26 protein-coding genes, 1 tRNA gene and 1 pseudogene are annotated in these 26,342 nt (G+C 44.8%); 14 read left to right on the top strand and 14 right to left on the bottom strand.

What is annotated here, in order from left to right; genetic code table 11:
• Positions 1–67: 67 nt before the first annotated feature.
• Complete coding sequence (locus tag DEU30_RS06390) at positions 68–1,426, top strand: amidohydrolase family protein (protein ID WP_110012875.1); 1,359 nt, start codon at positions 68–70, stop codon at positions 1,424–1,426.
• Positions 1,427–1,453: 27 nt separating this feature from the next.
• Positions 1,454–3,013, top strand: coding sequence for a serine hydrolase (locus tag DEU30_RS06395; RefSeq protein ID WP_110012876.1), 1,560 nt, complete (start codon positions 1,454–1,456; stop codon positions 3,011–3,013).
• A 45-nt stretch (positions 3,014–3,058) separates the two neighbouring features.
• Here DEU30_RS06395 and DEU30_RS06400 read toward each other — a convergent pair whose 3' ends face one another.
• Positions 3,059–3,697 (bottom strand): glutathione S-transferase family protein, encoded by a 639-nt coding sequence (locus tag DEU30_RS06400; RefSeq protein WP_114981812.1) that lies wholly within the window; start codon positions 3,695–3,697, stop codon positions 3,059–3,061.
• A 126-nt stretch (positions 3,698–3,823) separates the two neighbouring features.
• On the opposite strand from DEU30_RS06400, the gene DEU30_RS06405 reads away from it, so the two are divergent.
• On the top strand, positions 3,824–4,768 hold the full coding sequence (locus tag DEU30_RS06405) for a YafY family protein (protein WP_114981811.1): 945 nt from the start codon (positions 3,824–3,826) through the stop codon (positions 4,766–4,768).
• A gap of 175 nt (positions 4,769–4,943) precedes the next feature.
• A tRNA-Arg gene (locus tag DEU30_RS06410) sits at positions 4,944–5,020 on the top strand.
• 215 nt (positions 5,021–5,235) lie between these two features.
• Here the strand turns inward: DEU30_RS06410 and DEU30_RS06415 are convergent.
• The 3 genes from DEU30_RS06415 to DEU30_RS06425 form a co-directional block, all read right to left on the bottom strand.
• Entirely contained in the window at positions 5,236–6,144 is a 909-nt protein-coding gene (locus tag DEU30_RS06415; RefSeq protein WP_114981810.1) for an HNH endonuclease signature motif containing protein, read from the bottom strand.
• A gap of 206 nt (positions 6,145–6,350) precedes the next feature.
• A complete protein-coding gene (locus tag DEU30_RS06420; RefSeq protein ID WP_114981809.1) occupies positions 6,351–7,973 on the bottom strand; it encodes an AAA family ATPase in 1,623 nt (540 codons plus the stop codon).
• Between the two features lie 173 nt (positions 7,974–8,146).
• Positions 8,147–8,350, bottom strand: a complete 204-nt coding sequence (locus DEU30_RS06425) for a helix-turn-helix transcriptional regulator (protein ID WP_114981808.1) — start codon at positions 8,348–8,350, stop codon at positions 8,147–8,149.
• Between the two features lie 157 nt (positions 8,351–8,507).
• Here DEU30_RS06425 and DEU30_RS06430 point away from each other — a divergent pair, with 157 nt between their 5' ends.
• From DEU30_RS06430 to DEU30_RS06445, 4 genes are read left to right on the top strand one after another with little or no spacing between them, the layout of a single operon-like run.
• Positions 8,508–8,735: a hypothetical protein gene (locus tag DEU30_RS06430; RefSeq protein ID WP_227016335.1), complete on the top strand. Its 228-nt coding sequence runs from the start codon at positions 8,508–8,510 to the stop codon at positions 8,733–8,735.
• Positions 8,728–9,906: a DUF3596 domain-containing protein gene (locus DEU30_RS06435; RefSeq protein WP_114981806.1), complete on the top strand. Its 1,179-nt coding sequence runs from the start codon at positions 8,728–8,730 to the stop codon at positions 9,904–9,906. Before DEU30_RS06430 ends, DEU30_RS06435 begins: the two co-directional genes overlap by 8 nt.
• A 50-nt stretch (positions 9,907–9,956) precedes the next feature.
• Positions 9,957–10,871, top strand: coding sequence for a hypothetical protein (locus tag DEU30_RS06440; protein ID WP_114981805.1), 915 nt, complete (start codon positions 9,957–9,959; stop codon positions 10,869–10,871).
• A gap of 57 nt (positions 10,872–10,928) precedes the next feature.
• Positions 10,929–11,453 carry a DNA-binding protein gene (locus DEU30_RS06445; RefSeq protein ID WP_114981804.1) on the top strand — a complete coding sequence of 175 codons (525 nt, stop codon included), beginning with the start codon at positions 10,929–10,931 and terminating at the stop codon, positions 11,451–11,453.
• A 157-nt stretch (positions 11,454–11,610) separates the two neighbouring features.
• Here DEU30_RS06445 and DEU30_RS06450 read toward each other — a convergent pair whose 3' ends face one another.
• From DEU30_RS06450 to DEU30_RS06480, 7 genes are all read right to left on the bottom strand, one after another.
• Positions 11,611–11,901 (bottom strand): hypothetical protein, encoded by a 291-nt coding sequence (locus DEU30_RS06450; RefSeq protein ID WP_133493649.1) that lies wholly within the window; start codon positions 11,899–11,901, stop codon positions 11,611–11,613.
• Between the two features lie 85 nt (positions 11,902–11,986).
• Complete coding sequence (locus tag DEU30_RS06455) at positions 11,987–12,673, bottom strand: hypothetical protein (RefSeq protein ID WP_114981802.1); 687 nt, start codon at positions 12,671–12,673, stop codon at positions 11,987–11,989.
• A 79-nt stretch (positions 12,674–12,752) separates the two neighbouring features.
• Positions 12,753–13,214, bottom strand: a complete 462-nt coding sequence (locus DEU30_RS06460; protein ID WP_114981801.1) for a hypothetical protein — start codon at positions 13,212–13,214, stop codon at positions 12,753–12,755.
• Between the two features lie 334 nt (positions 13,215–13,548).
• On the bottom strand, positions 13,549–14,295 hold the full coding sequence (locus DEU30_RS06465; protein ID WP_227016334.1) for a hypothetical protein: 747 nt from the start codon (positions 14,293–14,295) through the stop codon (positions 13,549–13,551).
• Between the two features lie 81 nt (positions 14,296–14,376).
• A complete protein-coding gene (locus DEU30_RS06470; protein WP_114981800.1) occupies positions 14,377–15,792 on the bottom strand; it encodes a serine hydrolase domain-containing protein in 1,416 nt (471 codons plus the stop codon).
• A gap of 24 nt (positions 15,793–15,816) precedes the next feature.
• Positions 15,817–16,278: a hypothetical protein gene (locus DEU30_RS06475; protein WP_133493650.1), complete on the bottom strand. Its 462-nt coding sequence runs from the start codon at positions 16,276–16,278 to the stop codon at positions 15,817–15,819.
• A gap of 374 nt (positions 16,279–16,652) precedes the next feature.
• A complete protein-coding gene (locus DEU30_RS06480) occupies positions 16,653–17,084 on the bottom strand; it encodes a nuclear transport factor 2 family protein (RefSeq protein WP_114981798.1) in 432 nt (143 codons plus the stop codon).
• A 312-nt stretch (positions 17,085–17,396) separates the two neighbouring features.
• On the opposite strand from DEU30_RS06480, the gene DEU30_RS06485 reads away from it, so the two are divergent.
• Positions 17,397–18,545 (top strand): esterase, encoded by a 1,149-nt coding sequence (locus DEU30_RS06485; RefSeq protein ID WP_114981797.1) that lies wholly within the window; start codon positions 17,397–17,399, stop codon positions 18,543–18,545.
• A gap of 223 nt (positions 18,546–18,768) precedes the next feature.
• Positions 18,769–19,149: a VOC family protein gene (locus DEU30_RS06490; protein ID WP_114981796.1), complete on the top strand. Its 381-nt coding sequence runs from the start codon at positions 18,769–18,771 to the stop codon at positions 19,147–19,149.
• 113 nt (positions 19,150–19,262) lie between these two features.
• On the opposite strand, the gene DEU30_RS06495 is transcribed toward DEU30_RS06490, so the two are convergent.
• The gene (locus DEU30_RS06495) at positions 19,263–19,682 is read right to left on the bottom strand and encodes a GNAT family N-acetyltransferase (RefSeq protein WP_114981795.1); all 420 of its coding nucleotides are present in this window, start codon (positions 19,680–19,682) and stop codon (positions 19,263–19,265) included.
• A gap of 290 nt (positions 19,683–19,972) precedes the next feature.
• Between DEU30_RS06495 and DEU30_RS06500 the strand changes: the two genes are divergently transcribed.
• Positions 19,973–21,142: an alpha/beta hydrolase-fold protein gene (locus tag DEU30_RS06500; protein ID WP_114981794.1), complete on the top strand. Its 1,170-nt coding sequence runs from the start codon at positions 19,973–19,975 to the stop codon at positions 21,140–21,142.
• 309 nt (positions 21,143–21,451) lie between these two features.
• Here the strand turns inward: DEU30_RS06500 and DEU30_RS06505 are convergent.
• Both DEU30_RS06505 and DEU30_RS06515 read right to left on the bottom strand, forming a co-directional pair.
• Positions 21,452–22,604: pseudogene (locus tag DEU30_RS06505) on the bottom strand (IS3 family transposase).
• A 9-nt stretch (positions 22,605–22,613) separates the two neighbouring features.
• Positions 22,614–23,930, bottom strand: a complete 1,317-nt coding sequence (locus DEU30_RS06515) for a serine hydrolase domain-containing protein (protein WP_166649031.1) — start codon at positions 23,928–23,930, stop codon at positions 22,614–22,616.
• A gap of 169 nt (positions 23,931–24,099) precedes the next feature.
• Between DEU30_RS06515 and DEU30_RS06520 the strand changes: the two genes are divergently transcribed.
• The 3 genes from DEU30_RS06520 (at position 24,100) to DEU30_RS06530 (ending at position 26,131) form a co-directional block, all read left to right on the top strand.
• On the top strand, positions 24,100–24,303 hold the full coding sequence (locus DEU30_RS06520) for a winged helix-turn-helix domain-containing protein (protein WP_114981791.1): 204 nt from the start codon (positions 24,100–24,102) through the stop codon (positions 24,301–24,303).
• Between the two features lie 56 nt (positions 24,304–24,359).
• A protein-coding gene (locus DEU30_RS06525) for an IS3 family transposase (protein ID WP_114981790.1) occupies positions 24,360–25,540 on the top strand; the annotation gives its coding sequence in 2 pieces (ribosomal slippage) (positions 24,360–24,627 and positions 24,627–25,540; 1,182 coding nt in all).
• A gap of 285 nt (positions 25,541–25,825) precedes the next feature.
• A complete protein-coding gene (locus DEU30_RS06530; RefSeq protein ID WP_114981789.1) occupies positions 25,826–26,131 on the top strand; it encodes a DUF3892 domain-containing protein in 306 nt (101 codons plus the stop codon).
• Positions 26,132–26,342: the final 211 nt, after the last annotated feature.

Here is a 26,342-nt window from a genome sequence, read left to right on the forward strand (position 1 = left end):
TATCCGCTGGGCTTTATTGTAAGCTTGCGCTAGGCTAAAGGCAGACTTGACGCCGGAGGCAACCAAAATGAAATTGACTCACCTTCTGGCCGCAACTGTCGCGGCCTTATTTTTATCTGCGTGTAACAATGCAGAGCCCCAGAGTAATGATACTCGCAGTGCAGATTACGTGATTAAAAACGTGACCCTTGTTGACTGGCTTAAGGGCGAGCCGAATGTTATTGAGCAGCAGACGTTAGTGGTTAATGACGGATACATCAGCGGTGTGTTTTCCAACGCCGAAGCTCCGGCTTTCGATGATAACACGCAAATAATTGATGCTGAGGGGCAATACGTTTTACCGGGCATGGCAGAAATGCACGGCCATGTGCCGCCGGCGACAGACTTTGGAGATTTTCCTAAACGCTACGCAGACGACATGTTGTTTTTGTACGTTGCCAATGGCGTAACAACAGTGCGTGGGATGCTGGGGTATCCGCACCAGTTGCAGCTTAAGTCCGATATTGAGTCGGGCAAGCGCCAGGGTCCAACGTTGTATTTAGCTGGCCCTAGCTTCAGTGGCAATACCATTGAGTCGGTTGAGCAGGTGACGAAGCGGGTCATTGCACAACGCGATGAAGGGTGGGACTTACTGAAAGTGCACCCCGGGTTAACCCTTGAAGAGTATGAGACCATGGCAAGTACGGCTCGCCAGGCGGGCATGGACTTTGCCGGACATGTGCCGGCAGATGTCGGATTAAAACGCGCCATGGAAGCAGGCCAGAGAACCATTGACCACCTGGACGGTTACCTCGCTTACGTTGATGCTATGAACAGAGAAATAACACAGGATGAACTGGACTTACTGGTGGCTATGACGCTGGAACAAGACGTTGCGGTTGTGCCCACCCAGGCCCTATGGAAAACCCTGATAGGTGCGGCTGATCCCGACAAATTGAAAGACTACCCGGAAATTCAGCTGGTACCCAAGGCCGTCCGGGAAGGCTGGCTAAACTATTACGATAACCCCAGCAGTTACTTTAATCAGGAACAGGCGCAAGTGCAGCAGGAAAATCGGCAAAAGCTATTGCACGCCCTGCACGAAGGCGGCGCTGAAATTATTTTTGGAACCGACGCACCACAGTTGTTTAGCGTTCCGGGTTACTCCATACACCACGAAATACAGCTGATGTCAGAAGTCGGTATACCTATGGCTGATATTTTACGTTCGGCCACAGTAGCGGCCGGCGACTACTTTGCCGAACAGGATACTTTTGGGCGCATTGCTGCGGGACATCGTGCTGACTTTATTTTGTTAAAGGATAACCCTCTGGAGAACCCTGATACCTTGCGTGAAAACCAAGGGGTTATGGTGCGGGGGCAATGGCTGAGCCGTGAGGCTATTGATAAAAAAGTTGAGAAAATTCGGGCGGCTTACGCTGACTAACGGCTATTGATAATAAGGAACCGATAAATGAAACCGTTATTTAAAATGTTAAGTTCAGTTTCGCTTGGCGTTACTTTGTTGGCCAATGCACCTGTTTGGGCACAAAGCGCAGACAGCATTCGCAATACCGCCGAGGAAACGCTGGAGGCGTTTAACATTCCGGGCCTGGCCGTTGTTGCGGTTAAAGACGGCGAAGTGATTTTAGCCGAGGGTTTCGGCGTGCGTGATATAGACAGCGGTGAGCCGGTAAATGCCAATACACTGTTTGGTATTGCTTCAAACACCAAAGCTTTTACCGCAGCGGCTATGGCAACGCTGGTAGAGCAGGGGAAACTCAACTGGGACGACAAAGTTATAGACTACATTCCTGAGTTTCGTTTGGCCGACCCGGCTATTACTCAATCTCTAACAATTCGCGATATCCTGAGTCACCGCTCGGGCCTTGGTCTGGGAGCGGGCGACCTAATGATCTGGCCTAACACCGATAAGTCCACCAGCGATATTCTTGCCGGGCTGGCGCACGTACCTATTGACCACGGTTTGCGCGAGCGTTTCGCCTACAACAACTTGATGTTCGTAACGGCCGGTGAAGTTATCCACCGGGTTACGGGCATGCCATACAGAGAATACGTTGAGAAAACCTTTTTTCAGCCTTTGAATATGGACGAGAGTGTTATTGGTTTTTCGCATATACCTGAAAGTAATGACAACGTTGCGGTAGGCACTATTGAAATGAACGGTGAGCTGCATCGTTTCCCGCTAGATTTTCTTGAAGATTTTGGTGCAGCAGGTGCGACCGCAGCAAGTGTTGATGATTTAAGTAACTGGTTGATCACTCAGCTGCAGGGCGGCGTGAGCCCATCGGGTGAACGCCTCTTTTCAGAAGACTCGCAACAGGCCATGTGGCAGTTAACCACACCGTTGGGTACATCACCTGAAGCTGCTGAACAAGGAACGTATTTTGGTGGCTACGGCATGGGTTGGTTCGTAAAAGACTACCAGGGCGTGAAGCGGGTGTATCACAGCGGGGGCATTCTGGGCATGTTGTCGCTGACCACACTGATACCTGAAAAGAACTTTGGCATGGTAGTTCTGAGTAACCAGCAGGCTTTTGGTGGTTTAACCGCAATTACCGAAGAAGCCCTAGAAGACTTGTTAGATTTGCCCGACCGCGACTGGGTGGAGGAAGAGCAGCAAAAATATCAGGCCTTTATGAAAAGAAAAGCCGAGTTCGAGGTAGAAGAGCCTGAAAAAGTAAGAGCCGCGCTGCCGCTGGAAAGCTACGCCGGTACTTATAATGACGCCTGGTACGGCGACGTAAAAATTAGCTACGAGCAGGACAAACTGCGCATCAATTTTACTCACACTCCTATGCTGCAAGGCACCTTAGAGCATTATAACGACGACACTTTTATCGTGCGCTGGGACGAGCCTTTACTGGAGGCTGATGCGTTTATCGACTTTAGCGTGAACCGAAATAATGAAGTGAACAGTGCAATGCTGGAGGCCGTAGCGCCTTATACCGATTTCAGCTTCGATTTCCATAACCTGAATTTGAAAAAACAGAAGCAGGAAACCGGTGATTAAAAGAGTCAGCAGCCAGAGCCCTCTGGCTGCTTATTTTCAGACGCTCTAGCCTTTACTCAATTCGTCATCGAGTTTTGTTGCTCGCTGGAAAGCGGGGCGTTCTTCAATGCGCTTGACGTAACTTTTAAATGAAGGCCGCTCCTCGAGCGTTTTGAACTGCATGCCCCAGCTAATATGACTACCAACGTATACATCTGCCGCGGTAAATTGCTCGCCACAAATATAAGGCCCTTTAGAAACGGCTAATTCAAGAGCTTTCAGAACATCGTCGTGACTACCAGAGCCAACCGTTTGCAGGTTATCTTCGAGGTTCCAGCCACAGGCTTTGGCGCTGTTTGCCATTTCTACCGGGCCGGCCGCAAAGAATAACCAACGGTAGTAAGTTCCCCGTTCCGGGCTGTCCAGCGGTGGGGCTAAGTTTTTTTCCGGAAACTGATCGGCCAGGTAGGCACAAATCGCCGCGGTTTCCGTAACAACCAAATCGCCGTGTTGTATTGCCGGAACCTTCCCTAACGGATTAACTTTCAGATACTCGGGTGTTTTCATCTCGCCATTGTAGTTAAGTACTTTGACCGTATACGGCTCGCCAACCTCTTCCAGCATACGACGAACAATGCGTGCCCGGGACTCAGGGTTAGTATAGAAAACGATTTCTTTGTTGTTTTTAGACATATTTTCTTTCATAGCTTAGCTCCTTTTTATTATGGGTTTTATTTCTGATAAGAACTATATTGGCTATATAGGTCATAATTAGGCCTATATAAAAATATTTATCTAAATTTATTTTCATCGCCTTTTATCAGGAAAATTATGACCGGCCCAACAACACGAGTACTCGCCTTACTGGAGTTATTGCAGTCTCACAAACGTTTGAGTGGCACTGAAATTGCTGAAATGCTAGGCGTGGATAAACGCACGGTCAGGCGCTATATCAGTGCGCTTGAGGAGTTGGGTATTCCGGTTACCACAGAGCATGGCCCTCATGGAGGCTATATGTTGGTTGCCGGTTTTAAGCTGCCGCCGATGATGTTTACTCATGAAGAAACGCTGGCGCTCTCGCTAGGCTTGTTGGCCGCGAAGAGTCTTCAGCTGACCGATACCTCGCCTGCGCTGACCAGCGTTCAGGCGAAACTTGAGCGCGTTATGCCAGAGCATATTCAGGCAAGGGCTCGTTCCATTAGTCAGCATACAAACCTGTTATTGCCCGACTCTGGACTGCCGCAGGAGCAGTCGTTATTGATGCCGTTAATGGAAGCCATAGAGAGCCAGCGGCGGGTACAAGTTGTGTATGTGGGCAAAGCCGAGCCCGAGCAGCCGCGCAAGCTAGACCCATATGGTATGTTCTATAGACTCGGGCATTGGTATATAGGCGGATTCTGCCATTTGCGCCAAGCGCTCCGTACCTTTCGATTAGACCGTTTAGCCGAAGTGACATTACTTAAAGCAACCTTTGAAAGGCCTTTAAACTACAACGCTGCCGAGCAGTTCAAACAAAGCCTGTGCGCCATGCCAGGCAACCTGAAAGTGCGAGTTTTATTACATACGGACCTGGACACAGCGACCCGCGAGCTAGGCACAAGCGCCAGTATTTTAACCCAGGAAGACAACGCGATATTTATTGAAACCGTGGTAGACAGCACAGAATGGTTTGCCTGGTGGCTGGTTCGCTTACCTTTCGACTTCACCATTATAAGCCCCGACAGCTTAAAACAAGCCTTGCGGCGCCGAGCCGAGCAGCTTATAGGTTATTGTTAGTGGTACATGCGCGGTTTGCAGCACTGGACATTGCAGCGGATATTCCCTAAAATCCACGCCTGCTCTGAAGACTCCTAACTACGCGCCCGTAGCTCAGCTGGATAGAGCGCCGCCCTCCGGAGGCAGGAGTCATTCGGTAAATAGGCACAGTGGTTAGAAGTCAAAATTTGGAAATGCGCCCGTAGCTCAGCTGGATAGAGCGCCGCCCTCCGGAGGCGGAGGTCACAGGTTCGACTCCTGTCGGGCGCGCCATTTCCTTGGCTTGTAGCGATTTTCTCCCTTTCGTATTTATTCTTAAGCCCTCTCTTTGATACTTTTTCGGTGTGACTGTTAGCTGTTGTGGCTGATTTTGCTGCGGATCAGGGCTGTGTCCATTCTGTGTCCAGATTGTGGCCGCAAATACGTGAAAGATTTCGTTGGCGCTATTTTGTGACCTCTAGCCAAAGTTTTTTGGTGATGGTGCGAGATCAAGCGAATTTTGATTGCGGTAAAGAATCCTTTTCCTCTTTAGTATACTCCAAAATTTTCCCTTCAAATCCCATAACATCTCCTTCAACAACTAGAAACTTACCTGTTTCAGCGAAGAACATTGGATTTATATCTCTCCTTACGACATCAGCAAACCAATTAGCAGCATTTGTGCTTTCCCGAATAGCATCATGACATGTATAAATCCATTCCTCATACCGAGATAAATCTTTGTTATAATTGGAGTTCCAACCACCAGACTTATAAAACTTATTAGGGAAATATCTCTCGCCGTGAAGTTCGCCATGTCTAAGAAAAGTTTGTGCTGCAAAATTTAAGGATAAAGCTAAAGTAGTTGTAGCTCTTTTCAGCTCATCAAATTCTTCTGGCCAAATAGCTTTTTTTACCCTGAGGCTGAATTCAAATATTTCAGAGGGAAAGTTGCTATCCCAGTTCGGGTCGGCGCTTAAACTATGGCTGGTCCAAATATCCCATTCTTCGAGTCGACACATAGTAACGGCAGCATCAATGATGCTTGTAACAGCTGTTGCACTAGCAAGCTTGGCTTGATTCACCGTTTCACTTAATGTTTCGTTAACCCAGAGCTCATGTTTTGACTTGATATGGAATAATTTTTCCACGGGCCAATCGTCTTCGTTATTATCTACTTCAGTATGATGATTAGGGCAAAGAAGGATTAAGTTGTGGTAAGAGTTCCGCTTGTCAACGTCAAGTAAACTTTGACTCCTTGCCGAACCAGACTTCTCTCCGACAATATGAGCTTGTTCGCCTAATGCAAAAGAAGAGTTTACGGCATTTTTATCTTGGGTAAGCTCTACTTTACAAACTGCGCACCGATTCCCCGAACGCCCCCAGAGAAGTTTTATATCTTTTTGCTTAATTGCCATTTAATGCGTCTCTTCTTCGTGAGGTATGTCTAATGTCTGAGCCAGTTTCCTTCTGGCTTCTTTAGCGAGCTCATGGTACTTAATCATTTCGCGTTGTTCATTCATAGATGTTTAAGTGTCACGCTGGCTTGTGATCTTTCGAAATAATGAGGTTGCTTGTGCATGTTCCTCTCTGGGGCTGCTTTGTTAAGCGACCACTGTATCGTTTACGCGACCAGATCACTTGGAAGCGGACCGAGCAAAGATTGTACAAGCTTTACCGCTTTCGAGTCGTTTACTAAGAGGTTTCTAACTGCTGCCTCGTACTGTGTGCGATTTGTGTAGTTAAGCGCCTTGGCAGTGGCGTCGAGGGCTGGCGATTCTCGTATTGGGTATCTCTGCAGAATACCCGTGAAGTTGTTCGCATCGATTAATGCCATAATACGTGCTTTTTCATCGTCAGCACACTTAGCGAAATCTATTTCCACGGAACGCTTACCGCCGTTCGCTATTTCGCCTTTCTTTGGGAGAAGCGAAAATACTTGCTCTCTCGCAGACTTTTCAGCGATTTTTGAACTCAGGTGTCCAGCGCTAGCACGGATAGCTTTGATGGCATCTCGATTTGCTTTATCCAACATTTCCGAGAGATTTCCATCGACGACTGCAGCAAGTTTTTCACCCGCCAGTTTCTGCAGCTCAGGATGATAGTAGATTGATTCGACCGAATATACGGTCAACGGAATCACGCCTTTAGCTTGTAAGTCGATAATTCGTTCTGGCTCTGAAGAGTCATTGTCCACCAACCCGAACGGTTTCACCCAGTGGAGTTCAGACGTGCCTTTGATGCCGACAACTGCATTCTCAACGTCTCGGCAATTTGCCTTAGCCACGACTGATGCATTTGGAAACAGAAGGCTGTAAAGCGGTTTATCAAGGCTATGCTCTACCCCCTCGACGAACACAATCTTCCGACGCTCGCCTAAAATATTGCTTTTTAAGTCATCATCAATGCCGTCGGAGCTTTTGAGAAAATCAATGTCGTAAAAAGCGCTGTTCTCGTTCTCGCTCTTGCTCTCGTAAACACAAGCACGAGTTAGGAGAACGCTTGAGCCTGGATTGTCCACTGGAAGTAAAGGCTCATGTGTAGATACGATTAATGCGCAATCTGGTCTCTCTTTGAGTAGAAGCGACAGGAGCGGAGACACGATTGAACGATGCAAGTGTCTCTCTGGTTCGTCTATAAGGAGGAGTGTTCCCGGGGACACGGTTAAAATATTAGCGGCAATCAGGATTGCATTGCGCTCTCCATCAGAGAGTTTTGCGATACTATATGGCTTGCTATCGCTTCGGGTCGCCACAATCTCGTCGTTTTCTTCGATAGATATAGCGATGTCGAGATTAGCAAGCCGGAGTATGCGGTTCAGTATCCTAAATGCTCCGTCTTGATTTGAAAGGTCATTGATTTCGGCTGTGTCCTTTTCGTCGACGGCTCGCGCGATACTCCGAGAACGCTTGTTCTCCGAATTAACTAAATCGTAGATCGCCATCTGAGCGCGCTGCTCCGCGTACTCATCCATCCAACGCGCGTTTGCCTGCTGATCATGGTGAAATATCCTTCCCTCATAGTCTGTACGCTGCTTTCCTGTGAACTCTGGCGATCCCGACCTAAACCAAATTTGCCGATGAGCTGTAACTCTTCGGGCTTTGTCGCTGTTAGCAGAGGCAAAAGCTTGCATGAGGCTCGATTTACCGGTGCCGTTTGCGCCTAGAATAAAAAGCATTTCTCCAGCGTCTACTGTGAGCTCTAAAGGAACTTTCGATGTCGTGGGAATTGATAAATTAAATGACATATTAGATATTCGTCTCCATCATGGTGGGTCAAGCTACGCGGATTTGCTCGCTAATGTATATTGAGTTCACAAGCTTTATTACTCACCTTTTTAGAACACCCAACGTAAGCAAGAGAAGTACTGAGCTACCAGAGGTCTTCCAACGGGCAACGTACTCAGTTGGGTGAGAGAGTTCACTCGTCGCTAACCTGTAACATATCACCAACCTCACAATCAAAATACCGACAGAGCCCTTCCAAAGCAGCGAAATCAATTCGTTGAGCGGTTTCTTTATACAACAATGTCACGGTATTGCGATTCAATCCAGTATCGCGTGCAACGTCCATTATCTTGAGCTTTCGCTCGCCCATCATTCGCGCTAAATGACACTTAATCATGACTACCTCTCAAGAAATGTCATCTTAAATGACAAAAAAACATTGCAAATGATATTTTGCGTGTTAATATGTCATTAAGGATGGCAATTTGAACTTTAGGAATACGTTATGCCATTCAGTGTATCAACCAACTGGGGAGTTTGCCATGTTAAATGACATGACACTTTTAACAACTGCCGAACTGGCAGAGAGGATTAAATATGATCCTCGCACTATTCGGGAACAGCTGAAAGATTCGGTGCTGCATGAGGGCATTCACTATATCCGTCCTTTTGGAGGCAGAAAGATCTTGTTTCTGTGGGAAGCCATTCAGCGTGACATAGGTCAGGCATCGTCAGGTTCACTTGCTATTCCGATGGTAAAAGGGGGCATGGCTCATGGGTAGTGTTAATGCACGCCCTGAGACCGGTAAGTTGTTCATCGACTTCCGTTACAAGGGCAAGCGTTGTCGCGAACAAACCTCGCTTGAGGATACGCGGGAAAATCGTAAACGGGTGCAGAAGTTGCTCGATCGGATTGAAGCGGAAATCACTCTCGGCACCTTTGATTATGGCAAGCATTTCCCAGGTAGCCCCAAGGCGCAGCAATTCAAGGAGATGCAAGTGCGCAGTCAGCATTTGGATACGCCCCTTTTCAGTGAGTTTGTGGATACCTGGTTCGCTGAAATGCGTATTCAGTGGCGAACGTCCCACGCTGACACGGTGCGAAATACATTAGATAAGTATTTAGTACCAGCCTTTGGGGAAAGGGAAGTTGGCCGCATCACCAAAGCGGAAGTTCTTGAGTTTCGGGCCTCACTCGCCAAAGTTACAACCCGAAGCAAAAAACCGTTATCGCCGTCGCGGATAAACCACATCATGACGCCATTGCGCATGATTTTGAATGAAGCAGCCAACCGCTGCAATTTTAGCTCACCTTACCAGGGAATTAAATCGCTTAAAGTTGCGCGTACGGATGTTGAACCATTCTCCATCGATGAGGTTCGCCTCATCATCGAAAAGGTACGTCCCGATTTTCGGGACTACTACACGGTGCGCTTTTTCACCGGTATGCGAACAGCGGAAATCGATGGCTTGCAGTGGGATGCGGTGGACTTTGAGCGTCGGCAAATCATGGTTCGAAGCACGATCGTTAACGGTGAAATACAGAGCACCAAAACTGATGGCTCGTTCCGCGCGATTGAAATGAGTCAGCTGGTGCTTGATGCGCTTAAGCGACAGCAGAAGGCAACAGGAGACATGAAGTTTGTCTTTTGTACCCGCAATGGCTCGCCACTGTCTCATAACAACGTCACCAAACGCGTCTGGTACCCACTGCTACGGCATTTGGAGTTACGTAAACGCCGACCTTATCAAACGCGCCACACGGCGGCCACGCTTTGGTTGGCAGCGGGGGAGAGCCCTGAATGGATTGCTCGCCAAATGGGCCACTCGACGACCGAAATGCTGTTTCGAGTGTACTCGCGCTATGTCCCGAACCTGACCCGCCAGGACGGCTCAGCTTTCGAGCGGCTGCTCAAATCTAATTTCAACGACTTTAAGCCAGATGGTGCGTAAGAGCTTCGCTCTAGTCACGTTAACGATTTAATATTTCTTGGAGAATGACTATGAATACAACAACTCATGAAACTGTACAGCCGCTTTTGATTGATGCTGCCATTTATCGACGTTTTATCGGACGTTATTACCTTTCGACGATAACGCCGGTGTCTTCCGAACGAGATAACGAAGCGTTTGAACTGACTCTATCTGATAGCTCTGGCGACCTTACTGTTATTGCCCGACATGACCAAGTTGCCGATGAGGTGATTCTTGAGCACAGCATGGTTCATGTTGAAGTTGCAGCGCTACCAACTCGCGTTGGAATTGTCCGGGTGTGTAAGAATTTAACTTGCGCAGCTGCCAGCAAACGCCTGGGTAATAGCTTATCAGTGCTCCCTATTTCTCAGTGCCCTCAGCCCGCGGTATTTCAAGCCTTTTTGGTGCTTTATGCTCGTATCCAGTCATCGTTAATGCGGAGCTTTGTAGATGATGTGTTGCTCCAGCCAAAAGTCGGAATCTCATTCCTGCAATGCCCAGCCACGTTACGAGACCATCACAGTTATGTCGGTGGGTTACTTGAGCATGCTGTTGAGGTTGCGTGGAATGTGTCAGGTGTTCATGCGTTGACTGATATTGAGCGTGATGTTGCGGTTGTCGCTGCGCTATTACATGGTATCGGTAAAACGCGAACGCTAAGTGCTGGTGCTACGAAAACCGCTCTGGGTACTCTGGTTGAGCCTGAGCTGCTGACCCTCGAGGTATGTGCTGATGCGTTACATAACCTTGAAAGCCACTCACCATCTTTGGCTAATCAGCTGCGCCATATCTGGACGTCTGGCGTTTTTCGCGAGCACACATGCAGTCAAAACCATGCCTTGCTCTATGACGTCCTGGCTCGATCAGTCAAGAGTAGTGTGATCAGTCAGCAATCGATGGCATTTCTTGCTGAGGCCGAGATTGATACACCGGCTTTCGTCTAAGTGCTCACGAAACTTTAATTTCATTAATTAAATTAATTTCGTTGAAAGGAGACTGTTATGGCTCGCCACGCGGAAGTTACTGAGCAGGAAATTATCGACGCTGGCTTAGCGTTGGAAAAACGAGGAAAGCGCCCGAATCCGGGCGCTATCCGCAAAGAGCTTGGCGACCGTGGCGGGCTCGCTCGCATTAAGAGTATTTGGCAGGCGTACTGCGATAATCGAGATGACCCACTTTATGACTGCAACCGAGAGAACTTAACGTTTGATTCGCTTCCTAATGTTTATGCCGAAAACGTCCAGACCTTAATCGGTAAAGTCACTCACGCAATGGAGCATATGGCAATTGCTGCTTACCACGATGCGCAGCAGCTTTTCGAGCGACGCCTTAAAAGCCTTGAAGCGACTCACGAACAGGCACTAGAGCATTATAAGGAAAGTGAACGCTCTGCAGATGAATGTGTACAAAAGCTGGAGAGTGAACTTGATGAACTGCAAACAGAGCTAGATAGCCTTGCACAGCAAAACGCAAAACTGTTAATCGAAAACGCGGAAATGCGGGGCAAGCTTGAAGCTCAAAGGTAAATTCAGACCCCCACATCTTTAATGCATTCAATGGCACTTCGCTTGGGAAGCTAACCAGGTATGCTCCAATCTCTTGGCGATACTCCGTATGAGCCTAGTTCATCTCGACGATCCCTCTCTTCTAACGCCTCAAGCAGCGACCTTCTGCCTTGACTTGTTAAGTGGCACTTGCACTGAGCACACTGATGAGCGATGCCACAACACTGAGAAAAACAGCAATTGCTGTATATACGGATGCTTTTTTATTAAAGTCTCCTGCCTTCTCAATACCTAAATAAACTGCCCTTATCCACTCAGTTGGGTTTGATTCAACAGGAATAGGTTGCAGCTCGCCGTTAATCATTTCCATAGGCATAACCATAACCTTACTGGATTGATACCAATAATATGCAGAGGCGCAACCTGACAAGAGTGTCGCTACTGCGAGAACTCCTAATAGTATATTCATAATTCCTATTGCCACTTAACGCCACGCTCTGCGGAAATATAGGAGCCTCAGCGAGTAAACTTTCCGTAGTAGCGCCTTGTTAGTTTCACAACCTAAATACCACTTCAAACTTCTCTCCATTGTTTAACCTTTCCAATCCTGAGTACAAACTTTTAGTATGCATTGGTTCAACCGCTATTCTTGATGCTTGGTAGTATTTCACACTTGTATTTGGAAAGTCGCTTAGAAAAAAAATAGATTTAACTTTTGCTAGTTCTTCCTCTGTTATCTCTATATTTTCAAGTAAAAAAGGTCTGCGATAGTCAACTTTAATACCTGTTCCTTCAATAAACCAGGCTGGTAATTGCGTAAGCTCTACAAGAGGGCCAGTTCTGTACCTTACCTCTGCATGAACAAATTCATGCGCTATCACGTCTGTGTTCAGCCCCTTAGGGCCTAGAAATATGCACTCTCTAAAGAACCCTGATGCTTGCATGCCCGTTGGATTAAAGCCAAAACTGGAGTACTTTTCCTCAGTTGTAGCAATAATTCTTGGTGAAGATATAGGGTTACCATACACATTTGAAACTCTTTCGATTGCATCATTTATTGCTTCTATCAAGTTCGATTTCTGTGCTTCGTCAAGACTGTCATCAACATAGAGATTTGTTGAAATCTTAGAAAAATGTGTCTGCCCGATCATTTCGCATGCTATCGCATCCTTTTTAAAAAAGATAAAAGACGCAAAAAGAAGCAATATAAAAACAGATAAAAGAATTTTAAATATTCGCACAAACTTTCCTTGTGAAACTAACGCCCGCGTAAAACGCGCGAGGTACGAGCGTCGCCTTTGACGCGATTGTTACAACGAACTACCACTCGGCCCCCAATATCTCCACAGTTGACTGTGCCAACTCCATATTTTTTTTGTGGCCATCGTCCTCGGTCAGCAATTGCCCCAAGAACGACAGCGTCAATAGGTTTTTTGTAGCTTCCTTGAATCGTGTTTTCTTCGGAATAGCACGCAAAACGATTGCAAGCCACCGAGGAGAGATCGAATAATACGATGCCTTTATGTTGGCCATGCACGTTCGTATTTCGTCTTGGGCTTTGTAATACCTGTCCCGATATCCTTGATCATCATCTTCGCGCAACCTGGAGTGGAGCAGGTTCGAGTAGAAGCTTAAAAGCATGACTGCTTCGGCCTTATATTGTCGGTACCTTTGAAGCGGCTCGATGAATAACTTCAAGAACAGCTGCGATGCCGCATGAATTATGAAGCCACCCAGTATAGTCACAGTCCCAGTAATCAGAATTTTCTCGAAATCATCCATAGTGACCTAGTTGTAACATTTGTATTTTGTGCGTGCGCACTTCGGAATTCGTTCAATTTATAGTTTTTCTTCTTAAGTTACTGATCAAGCTAAGATGCCTGCCTCGAAAGGTTTCGAGTTAGCAAAGGCAATTTGAGCATGCTCAGTTACACTCCACCGAGCGCACAATATCTAACCTTTAGTTTTTGTTATGTAATTGACATTAAACGACTTAAATAAACAACTCAACAACAAAGCGCGCAATATTGCCGAAGTGAAGATGCCGTCCATCATTGGTCTCACCCACACTTACTAATAACGGGGCGGCTAGTCACTAGTTGAAGTAGGCCGAAAGTCAGAAAGTCGGCTTTTCGCTCGTTGCTGACCTTTGGCTTAGAACCTGGCGCCTTCTCTCTGCTGACAAGCTTGTCCTGGCCCAATGAAAAAGGTAAAGGATAATGAGCTTGGTACAGGCACTAACTACTGCTAGTAGCAATAGAGGCCAGCCATTTTCGAGTCCCATGGCAAAAGCAAATGCGATTGTCGACATATCCATAAGCAAAATGAATTGACTCATCTTGATATCTAGTGCACCGGTGCTGCCTAACTTAAGAACCTGGATGATTTGATGAATATAACCTTGTGCAAGGAAGATGGTAATTACAACAATCATTACTGTCATTAAATGACGTCCTTCATCTTCGTATGTGCCTGCCGTCAGTCCGAAAATGGCTCCTGATGCAAGCAAGAAAATCGCGAAAATAAAGAAAGTTAGAGGGGCAGCAGTTTTCCGGTCAAACCATATTTCATACAAAATAACAGCTACTAACAGAGCCGCGGTCAGCCTCGGCCAAACAATGAAATGATTAAAAGGCTCTATTGACATGCCATATACAAAGAAAGAGTAGTAAGCCAAAAAGCTCACGAAAAACTTATTAAGAGAGAGGGCCTCAGTTGCTCTATTCAGGTTACCTTTTTTCCGTGACCAAATAGTCCGTACCTGAGAGAAAACACCAACCAAGCTGACTACAATCAAGATTGAATTCAAAGTCCCAAAGAAGTTGAAAAGCATAGCATTCGGATCTAATTTGTTTGTCGACAATATACATTCGTAAGCTCTTTTTTATAAATAAGCTTCAGTTATTATCGGTATATTGTCGACAATTTTTCGGTAATACGGTTTTTATTGCTTAACCGAAGTGGAGAGTGGACTTGAAACTTCTGAACTGCTTGAGGTTTGATAATTATCCGTACTGAATTGGCTCTGATAATCTTTTTGTAAACTCAAAGCCTTTGAAAATACTTCCTGTGCTTTTTCTGTTTTCCCTATACTCCAGTACCCAAATGCGAGTCCATCATGAACGTCTGGAACATCTGGATAACGCGCAGTCAAAAACCGTAAAAAAGGAATAGCTTCGTGACCTTTTTCGTCAGCAATGAGTTCCCTTGCTAAGTCCGTTACAACTTTACCCATAAAAGAGCGATAGCCTGCTTTTTTATAAGCAGCCTCAAATTCCGATACGAATATTTCCTCATTCTTTTGCTTATAAAAACGGTAAGTAAAGAGTTGAGGTGAAACTTTTACGTCTGCGTATTCGCCTGTTGCCACCAGACTTCTAAGTCTTGATGAGAGGCGTTCAGCAACTAAACGGTCTGTATTTGCCAGTACAATCACCCAAGTGCCGTTGACAAAATCAAGTTCTACGGCAGTGCTCACACCAACCCCACCGCCAAACGCCAGCCACTGCTGTTGGTCTTTTTGTAGTGCCCTGAAAGTCTTTAAACTGCTGGCTGACAACAATTCTTTATCTATGAACAGATGATGGTAGAAGGCATAAAGCTCAAACACACTCATTTGGCCGCCTCCATCAGGAGATTTATGCTCGCGCAGATTCGGCGGTACCGGCAACCGCCTCCCGTCATAACTCAAGTGATAAGGCTCGGCTAACGTGTTTTGTACATGACTGACTTGCTTAGGAGTAAGTACGTTCCGTGAAGGCTGAAAAACATTTTCCTCGAGCAGCTTCCAATAATCCTGGTCGGTTGTTTTCTCGAGAATCGCTCCAAGCACAATGTAGCCATAATTCGAATATTTCCGGTTGCTGCCGGGTTTGAACAGCAGGGGATGATGTCGCAAAACTTCCAATTTTTCACTGATGTTTTCGTATTTGCTTGGGTTCTTACGGTATTCCGCTGTAAATATGTCACCAAAACCAGAGCGATGTTCCAGTAAGTGTTTTATTGTGATGTTCTGCGTCTGCGGATCTGTGAAACCCAGTGAAAACTTATCGAGAGTATCGTCAAGATTCAATAACCCTTTATCATGAGCTTGAAGAACTAATACGGCAGTAAGGTTCTTTTGAATAGAGCCAATATCAAAACGTGTTTGTAGAGTCACCGGCTCTGGCACAGAATCATCTGCATAACCCGCAGCTTTTGCTAACAAAGGCTTGCCATTTTTCATGACGAGTACAGAGCCAGAAAAGCCAATTTGTTGATGATACTGATCTAATAGCTTATCAAAGGCGCTATTGGCTTCAGCCTTTACGACCAGGAAAGTCAGACTCATGAGAAGTATAAAATAAGCTATAAATTTCATTACGTTCCTTGTGCAGTTAGAAAATCATATTCCGGTTAACACGTTAACTATCCAGTCTCCCCAAATCTGTGAACGGAAAACTGTGTAAATTGAGATCGCCAATAGGATAAACAGGGCAAGAGAAGTAAGGGTACTCCAGTGAAGGCGGCGATCCGTTCTCCAGTCATACACCATAATTGATAAGTAGACCGATAACATAATGATCAGCATCCCGTAACCCGGCAGGCCCAGCACATGAGTAATACGGGACAGACTTTCGGGCATCATTTGTATAGCAGAGGCCAACATAAATCGTTTGTGATGTGTCGGGTTACGGATATTAAGCAGGCCCAAAATGTATAAAGCTGCAAATATGGTCCACTGCAAAAAGGTGCCACCTATCAAGCCTCCTGCTCGTATTCGTGCGTTTGCATTGGAAGGGTCAAAAGCACCCATATTAACCAGGTAATCGTATAGTCCCAGCACCATCATTATACCAGTCGACAAGATAGCTATTACCAGCACGACACTGAGTTTTCCCATACGTTTATGTGCTTCTATACGACCGTTTCTGGACAACCTTAACTGATTAATAAGTAACAGGTACCAACCAGCACTGCATGCTCCATGCAATCCTATCCATAAAGTGAATCGTCCAAACTGTTCATGGTTGACGATCCCATTAAGAATGAATCCAGAAAATACAACGACAGTAATGAAAACGGCTAAGCGTGAGAAGAAAGTTGAATCCTGGAACTGGGGCCTAGTCTTGGGAGGCGTTCTTGGTGTTGAGGTCGTGTGCGTCAAAATATCTCGGCTCAATAATTATTGTAGTAGCTTTTTAGAGCCCTACAAGTTGGTTAAGATTACTAACTTTCGGATCAGAAATAATGCTTAATTAGGTTTATCTTATTACTTTTAAATTCGAACAAAGTAACCAATGCCTCTTTGTTTTTTTCAGGATCTGAATTACCTTCTTTATCAGTGCAGGGGTGCAAATATTCGACGGTGACCGCATTAAGTCCTTCAATAACATTCTTTATCTGGATGTCGCACTCGCCATAACTTCCTAAGTAGTTAAGGAGGCCTTCTTTATATTCATCTTTGGATAGAATTGCATCAAATCTGGGGTGTTCGAACGTTGCGTCTTTAGTAAGTAAGGCCAGTAAGTTATTAACATCACTTTCTTTTGAGTCTCTATGTTCTACGGCTTTTTGGGCTTCGAAATATTCGTTAACCTTGGCGGTCAGCTCGCTGGCAAGTGTTACGTTTGATAGTAAAAGTGAAGCAAGCATTGCATAAAAATATTTCATTTATCTTCCTTGAGGGAGTTTAATTTAATATAAGGTGTTTTTCTAATGCCCAGTAATACACCTGTATATTTTTAGTATTAATAACAGACAAGACCCGTCTTTGCTAGTACATGACTTTATAAAAACTGAACCGTTCGTATGTGGAAATGCTAACTGAGTCTGAGTCATCAGTGTCAGCCTTTCGCTCATAGCAAATCTTCGCTTCGTGCTATTAGATGGCCATCTGCTTCCGTAGATCGATTTTCACTAGCATCAGGAAGTCGTTATGGTAATGTTAACTCTAAGTTAACAAAAATTTAAAGTGTAAGTTCGATGAAGAATGCCTCCGCTATACTGTTAAGCCTATTAGTCGTTTTCCTCAGTTTCACTACTCATGCCTCATCAGTGACCAAACAGCTGGAGATTCAACATTCCGAGTTTGAAGTTCCTCTGGTATTTAACGTCGTATTGCCATCAGGTTACCAACAGGAAACCTCCAGGAGTTATCCAGTGCTTTTTGACTTTCATCCTCATGCAACTACCTATCTAAGAGGGATGCATGACTGGATGAGTCATAATGGAGAATGGCCTTGGCTCAAAACGATTATTGTCACACCGGCGCAGGGGAATCCGGTGGGGCGGCTTTTTGACAGTTCTGGGGAAACAACGCCGCTACTCGATTTCTTTGAACAAAAATTGTTTACTGAACTAGATGATACCTACCGCACTAACGGATTTCGTATCATGAGCGGGTTTCGGCATAACGGTAGTATTGTGTTGTCAGCATTATTCAGGAAGCCGGACTTAATGAATGCGTATATTGCGGTCAGCCCAGAGCTTAAAAATGACTTTGTTGGCTTGCAATCAAACGCTCAAGAGATGCTATCTAAACTTGATAAGAAGCCGCGCTTTTTACTCTTCAGTTATGGCACCAATGTCAAAGAAAACCATCAACAGGCTGATTATGTAAGGCTTAGCAAGCAGCTTCAGCAATATGCACCTTCCAGCTTAGACTGGCACGAAAGGCATCTCGCCGATAATTACTTTATGTCTTTGCCTATATTGTCGACGGTTACAGGCATCGAAACGCTGTTTGATGATATTCATAATGGTTTAGCACCTGACTCCGCTATTTCTCAAAAAGGTGTTGACGCAATAGTGGCACATTACCAGTTTCTATCTGATGAGAAATATGGATTTGAAGTATCTCCTAAACGCTCGATTCAGAATCTCGGCAACCACCTCATGGAGTCTAAGTCTGAAAAGGGTCTTTCTGTATTAAAACAACTCATAGAACTCTACCCAGGTGACTCTTACAGTTACCATTACGTTGCCGAAGCTTATGCAAGCTTAGGAGACTTTAAAAGCGCGGTTAAATTTCAAACGGATGCGGTAAAGCATTCGGAGAGTCAGCTAACATGGCATAGAAAAAAACACAGTGCCGCTCTGAAGCAATACCAATCAAAACTTATTAGCAAATAAAGGGCGTTAACATTACTCCATTGCTAGAAAACCGTCAGCTACACTGTATTGCTATCGGCACTAAATTGTTGTCTATAATAGGTTCAGGGACCATAACCGACACACGTCTTGGTAAAGTTTTGTTATAAAAAATGGTGTAGGTTGTGTAGGAAATTTGAATCTCCTTTACTCTGTGTTTTACTAAGAATTCACTCTAATAAGTCGTTATACGCTAGGCTGTTGAATGGAACTTAACCAGGTTACTCTACCAGTAAAAAATATGGATGATGCCGTAAGCTTTTATCTTACTCTCGGTTTTACTCAAATCGTCGATACACCGCATTACGCTAGATTTTCTTGTCCAGAGGGCAATTCTACATTTTCATTATCACTTGAAAGCGACGACTTTGAGAATAATTCGATAATTTACTTCGAACATGAAAATCTTGACGAGCTTTACCAGCGTCTTTGTCAAAAAGGAATTCAGTTTGAGCAGCAACCTACCGAGCAACGCTATCTATGGAAGGAAGCAATATTAAGAGATCCATCTGGTAACAAAATCAAACTTTATTGGGCTGGTGAGAACCGCTTGAACCCACCGTGGAAAGTTGAGAAACGCGCATAACAAATTAAGCTGGACGTTAATGTCCGATCCTGGCTCTATGACACCCTGCGAGTAGGACTCTAAGGCCGTTAGGAGCCAGTAGTAAAACTGAGATTATCCGCTAAGGGAAATAGCTAAATAAACCGGCACATGCCCAAGCCTAATTCTTGACCGTTACGAGGTTTAAAACCATGTTTTCGATAAAACGCTTCTTTTCCTTTTGCTGCTAGTAGTCCAACTGTTGAACCAGGTGGGCAATTGACAGCAATGTACTGATTTATAGATTGTATGATTTGAGAGCCCAAGCCAAGGTTCTGATGTTCTGGATGAATGATGACATCCTGAACATAGAAGTACATTGAGCCGTCGCCAATTAAACGGCCACAGCCAACCATTCGATTGCCAAGATATGCTGAAACCCAGAATAAAGAAGAATTTATGCTGTTTTGAATAATTGGTAATTCTGGATTTTCCCAACCAACAGACCTTCTAATTAATGCGAAATCTGATGCATTAGGTGGCTCTTCTTTTAAAACAATCTGAGATGCTGGCATTCCGTAGTCCTAAAGGTGTATTACCTCGATTTTGCAAACTACATTACCTTGTAGGATAGAGAATGCCAATGTCTGCTATTCGGCTGTGAGTTCAAAGCGGACATAAAGTCTTTTGCTTAGCTTCTGCTTTAGGGGTTGTTTAAGGTATACCCCGTAAATTAGTAAAACTCTCAATGCTACTTCCAGTGAGCTTTTGACAAAACGGATTAACCATGTAATCTCAAGTCGCTGATTTAAAACAATACACAGTAAGCTTTATGCCCTAGTGCCTCCATAAAAAAGGAATTGTGATGAGACATAAGTTTTTACCTGCCTTTGTATGTTTAATGTTATTCATCTCCATGCAAGCCAGTGCTAAAGTCCGGGGGGAGTCAGTAATAGTTAGTATTGATTCTGAGGTTTTGGATGAGTCACGTGAATTGATTATTCATCTTCCAAACAATTATTCACGTTACACCGATACTTCTTATCCCGTTTTATATCTGACGGATGGGCAGCGAAACTTCGCGCATGCTGCCGGAACATTGGATCTACTAAGTCAGGATGGAATGGCACAGGAGATGATTATTGTTGGCATAACTAACACGCACCGTGCGCGGGATTTCACACCTACCCATGATGAAAGCTATGATCAATGGGGCATTTCTGGCGGGGCAGACGACTTTCTTAATTTCATCGAGGCTGAGCTTAAACCTTTTATAAATTCAAATTACAGAACAAATAATTACGCGATCCTTTCCGGCCACTCACTTGGCGGCTTATTATCTGTATATGCACTGCAGTCAAGACCCGAAATGTTTCAGGCTTATTTCGCTTTCAGTCCGAGCCTTTGGTGGGATAGCGAAGTCATTTTTTCTGATGCTGCAAAATTCTTGAGCCAACCAGAAGACTTAAATAAGTACCTATACGTAAATATGGGGAATGAGGGCGGGCAAATGCTTAGTGCATTTGAACGATATAAAGAACTATTGAATACCAGCAATCGTGAGGGGTTCAGCTACGACACTAATCTGGATGTATCTGAGAGCCACAATACGACAGCTCTAGCAGGTATGAGCCTCGCGTTTCAAAAGCAACTCACTTCACTGCGACCTTCTGGAGCAGTAATCGAGGAAGGGGTTACAGCCATACAACAATACTATAAAGACCTTTCTAAAAAATATGGGTATAACGCCAAACCAAGCTACAAAGCTATCAATCACGCTGGGTACAATGCTTTAGAAAAGCAGGACTATGATACCGCAATCTCAATTTTCAGAAGTAACACCGAAAGTTATCCAAACAAATCTGATGGATATGACAGCCTCGCTGATGGTTATGAAGCAGCTGGTAAATTAAATAAAGCTCTGGAGATGAGAAAGAAAGCGTTAGCAATTAGCTACAAAGAAAATGTTGAAAATAACGCACTTAAAACCCGACTTGATAACTTGCAGCAGAAAATAAGCGGTGACCAGAAATGAAGTCATCATGAGTTGTATGGTTCTACTCACTTCCTTTGAAGCGGGCAACTTGGACCAAGAACTATTATAGTTCTTGGTCGATGCTAAATATAAATTTAGTATTTCTAATCATTTAATGACGGCTCATAGTAATTCATTTATCTTATCGATTGCTTCAGATGCATTTTTATTGTGCTCATCTAGCGAAAGTGATTTTTCATATGCTATTAGGGCTTTCTTAAATTCTTCGTTGGCAAGATAGGCCTCTCCGAGACTGTCAAAAGCATTTGAAGACTCAGGGTGTTGTTTTGCATTGAGCTCAAAGGGGTTCTACCCCTTTATCACGGACGGTTTAAAATCGCACTAAACTGCTGATCTTGTTTTGCCAGTCTACGACGCATTCTTGGATTATGAAACCGTTCAATATAATCAAAGATGTCTGAACGTGCTTCATCTCTTGTTCGATAGCGGCGGTAATTCACTCTTTCACGCTTCAATATCCCGAAAAATCCTTCACAGGCGGCGTTGTCGCTGCAGTGACCGACTGCGCTCATGCTGCTGATCAGGTTATTAAATTTGAGAGCACGCTGATAATCACCACTGGTAAATTGAGAGCCGCGATCTGAATGTAAAATCACAGGCTGATTGGCTGTTCGTTGCCAGACGGCCATTTCCACTGCGCGAATGACCATGTACCGATCCTGACGATGATGCATGGACCAGCCCACTATGAGTTTGCTGTACAAGTCGAGTACAACGCACAGAAACAGCTTGCCTTCGGTGGTTGTCACTTCGGTAATATCGGTGACCCATTTAGTTTCAGGCTCTGCTGCTGTGAAGTCACGTGCCAGATGATTTTTAAGACCAGCGGGTCTGGCGGCCTGTCGCTTTCGGCCTCGTCCTTTCCTACGAGGCCAGCCCTGAACGCCATTGACGGCCATTAAGCGGGCCACACGATTCAGACTCAGCCTTTCACCTTCAATAGACAGATCTTCATGCATACGTGGTGCGCCAATGACACCACCACTGTCCTCGTGGATCTCCTTAATGCGCGTCAGGATCCGCTGATTTTCCACGTCCCGGGCACTGGGTGGTCGTGCTGCCCAGGCATAATATCCGCTGGGCGACACTTTCAGGCATCGACACATTAAGCGTATCGGGAACTTATCGCGGCAACGCTCTATCGCCTGATATCTCAGGACGACTCTTTTGCGAAGAACGTTGCCGCTTCTCGCAAAAAATCCCGTTCCTTCTTAAGCCGGGCATTCTCGCGTTTAAGCCTCGCGATCTCTTCATCGCGGGGATTACCTGAGCCTTTAAAGGCTTCTTTAGAGGATGGCTCGGCTTCACGCCGCCATCGACTGAGCAAATTGGGGTTAATACCGATTTCTATAGCAACCTGGCGACAACTCACACCGGGTTGTTTTGTCAAAGCTACGGCTTCACGTTTAAACTCTGGGCTGTACTTTTTTCGTTTGGTCATGAACACTCCTTATGGGCATATTATGCCTCGTTTTGGATGTGTCCGTAAAATTTGGGTAGAACCCAAGAAAGCTATCGCTGCATTTATTTCTTCAACTTCCATCAGTTGATAACCAAAATAGTTTAAGCCACGTTCGCTGAAACCCTTGTTCGATTTCTGAAGTTGCATATATGACTCTATCGCAGCCTCTATTCCATCCTGGCGTAGCTTAGAATAGAGCTCATCTTCGATTTGTTTTTTTGCAAAAACAACCGGGCGTTCATAAATAATGCTCAAAATGCCTTCTGTCAGAGCACGAAGTGGTGCGCCTCCAGTGTTGTTTTGGATAATAATTGTAATATCATCTTCAATTACACGAATTACGTCACCATTGAAACCAGGCATCATACCCGGATGATGTATCTGAGTGAGCTTTTTACCGAACTTTTCCTTTGGTAGTTCAGTGATCAACCAGCCATAACCATAATTGCGATGAGGCGACGCTGTAAAAGCTCTCTTTTTTAGTGCTTCACTAAATATCTGATTTGAATACAAGGCCTCGCTAAACTGATATAAGTCTCCGACCGTTGAATAAATAGAGCCCGCAGCATAGGTGACAGTCATATCAATATTCTTTGCCGGTTTCAGTCCTCCTAACGTTTTCTCATACCCTTTAGCACTTTTTGGAACAACATAGCCAGAGTAAGAATCCCCGCTGTTATGCATTTTTAGCGGATTGAAAATATAATCCTGCAAAGCTTGTTTATAACTTAACTCGGTCACTTGCTCGATTATTTTACCCAAAATGGAGTAGCCAGCATTGCTATAACTGAACTGACTACCGGGCTGGAACTTCAGGTCTCCACTGCAAAACTTTGAAATAAAGTCATTTAGGCTATAAGGGTTATTCGCTTCTATATCTTTGAAGTCGGGATGACTGAATACGTTTGGGATCCCTGATGTATGGTTTAAGAGCTGATGAATAGTTACTTTACCGCCGGTATCACTGCGATAGCCCGGTAAGTAATCACGGATTGAATGACTTAAATCTATTTTTCCTTCTTCGACTAATTTTAAAATCAGTGCCGCTGTAAGAGGTTTGGTTGTCGAGGCTATTCTAAATCTTGTATCGACAGAGTTGGGGATTTTCCATTCCATATTGGCATAGCCGTAACCTTTCTTTAGCAACACTTCACCTTGATAAGAAACTAATACTGAGCCATTAAATTCATCATTTTCGGCGTAAGACTCAACAAAAGCATCTAACTTTGAAGCCTTGATTTCAGTTGCTCCTACAAAAGCACTGATTAAGAGTAGGGCAGGAATACTTAATAATTTTATATACATAATCATCCTTAGTCGTTCAAAATGAGATAATATTTTCGTTTCTCTGAAAAACTTACCTGAGCATGAGAAAGGAAACATGACTTTAATGGTCCTTTTGGGTGACTTATGGTGACCAATCGATGAAAAATATTTAAAATCAAATAATTAGCAGCTCAGGGTGGAGTTAGTGATGGATGTCTTTAAGGTAGGGAACGACCTGATTTTAGATCCCTTAAACAAGAAGGTGATAAGAAATGGGGACGATATTTCTTTACCAGAACTGTCCTATCGATTACTGCAGGAGCTTGTTGAACACGCTCCTGAGATCGTGCCTCATGACCAACTTATAAAAGCTGTTTGGAAAGACAGAGTTGTCTCTGTAGTGGCAAACTAAATTTGGCCACCTAATTAGAGGTGCTATCATGCACCAAGAGACAATTAGGTGACAAGATGACGAAGAGACCAAAACGTAATTTCAGTCCTCAATTTCGACTTGAAGCAGCGCAGCTGGTGGTCGATCAAAACTATAAAGTTAGGGAAGCAGCCGAAGCCATGAACGTCGGTGTATCGACCATGGATAAATGGGTTCGCCAGCTCAGAAAAGAGCGCGGTGGTGAGCAACCCACAGCCACACCAATGACGCCTGACCAGCTGCGAATACGTGAGCTTGAGATGCGTCTTCGTGATGTTGAAACGGAAAAGGACATTCTAAAAAAGGCTACAGCTCTCTTGATGTCGGACTCTCTGAACAATTCTCGATAATCGAGAAACTCAAGACGAGCTATTCAGTAAAGAAGTTATGTCAGGTGTTTAACATACACCGCAGCAGCTTTCGTTACTGGAAACAACGTTCAAAGCAGCCAATATGTGCGAAAAAGACCGCTGAGATAGCGCTTGTTAAGGAGCTTTTCGGCAAGAGCGAAGGCTCTGCGGGAGCCCGCAGTATCTCAGAGATGGCGACCAACCAGGGCACACCATTAAGCCGTTACCGTGCCGGTCGGCTCATGGAAAAACTGGGGCTTATCAGCTGTCAGGTTCCCGGACATACATACAAGAAAACAGGCGATGAACATGTTGAGATACCGAATCATTTAGAGCGTCAATTTGGCGTTAGTGCACCGAACCGCGTGTGGTGTGGCGATGTGACCTACATCTGGACCGGTAGCCGTTGGGCATATCTGGCCATAGTCATTGATTTATACGCCCGTAAACCCGTAGGCTGGGCAATGTCGCTGTCACCGGACAGTAAGTTAACCAGCAACGCATTGAAAATGGCTTATGAGAGCCGTGGACGTCCTAAAGGCGTGATGTTCCATAGCGATCAGGGCAGCCATTATACGAGCAGGAAGTTCCGCCAGACGCTCTGGAAGTGCCAGATAAAGCAAAGCTTAAGTCGACGGGGTAACTGTTGGGATAATGCACCAATGGAGCGCTTCTTCAGAAGTCTGAAGATAGAATGGATGCCGACTTATGGATATCGTTCATTTGTGCAGGCGCAGAATCACATATTGAAGTATTTAATCGGGTATTACAGCCAGCTTCGGCCGCATCAGCATAACAACGGTTTGAGCCCGAATCAGGCAGAGCAAAAATACTGGATTAACTATAAACCGGTGGCCAGTTTTTCTTGACCACTACAGCCCGCCGTTTGAACACGGCGGGCTTTTTTTGGCTGATAATCACCTTTTATTACTTAATAATTCTCTCCTTAATATGATATTAGATATATTTTTGTTGAAATAAATCGTTATATGATTTAACTTCCATTACGTAATAAAGAGTCAAAGCTGGATATTGTGAGCCAGTGATAGTGCGTAGGTGAGCATGTTCAATTCGCTGTCGATCAAATTAGCCGCGAATGAGCGTTTAATACTAAAGGGACCAGCAAGGCTCCGCTTAACTTCGAGGGCAGATAAATGACTAAATGGGCAGACTACGGAATATCAGCTGTTCGCTACGATAGCGACGACCAATATATTGATAAGGTGAAAGTTCATAAAGACAACGGCGACACTATAGGGGCCGATGATATTTGGAGCAGGAAAGACGTACTTGCGAAGATGGATGATGGTAAGACTTTCGTTACTATTGTTAAAGATGGCGACAATAAGTGGAAGAAAGGACAGGACGTCCACATCATTACGGTAGATGGCCGAAGATTCCTGAGAACTGATGCAAACAAAAAATCTAAAGACAACTTAGAAAATCTTCCAAAGTTCTAGTTTGAAGGTGTTTGGCTATGAAAGTTGCTTCTGGGTAGTGATATAAAAATCAAGTACACGCTCACGATGTTCCCCAGAAGCGTGTTATGTGAGTGAAGCGTAGGACAAAGATTGTGATACAGAAAGCTGTAGAGTTGACTCAACTGTGCGTTACTATGGAGATAAGTTTCGGCTGATTTCAACGTCCCCATGTATTTAATAAAGCATACTA

Source organism: Idiomarina sp. 017G, from assembly GCF_004362265.1.
Lineage (GTDB): Bacteria > Pseudomonadota > Gammaproteobacteria > Enterobacterales > Alteromonadaceae > Idiomarina > Idiomarina loihiensis.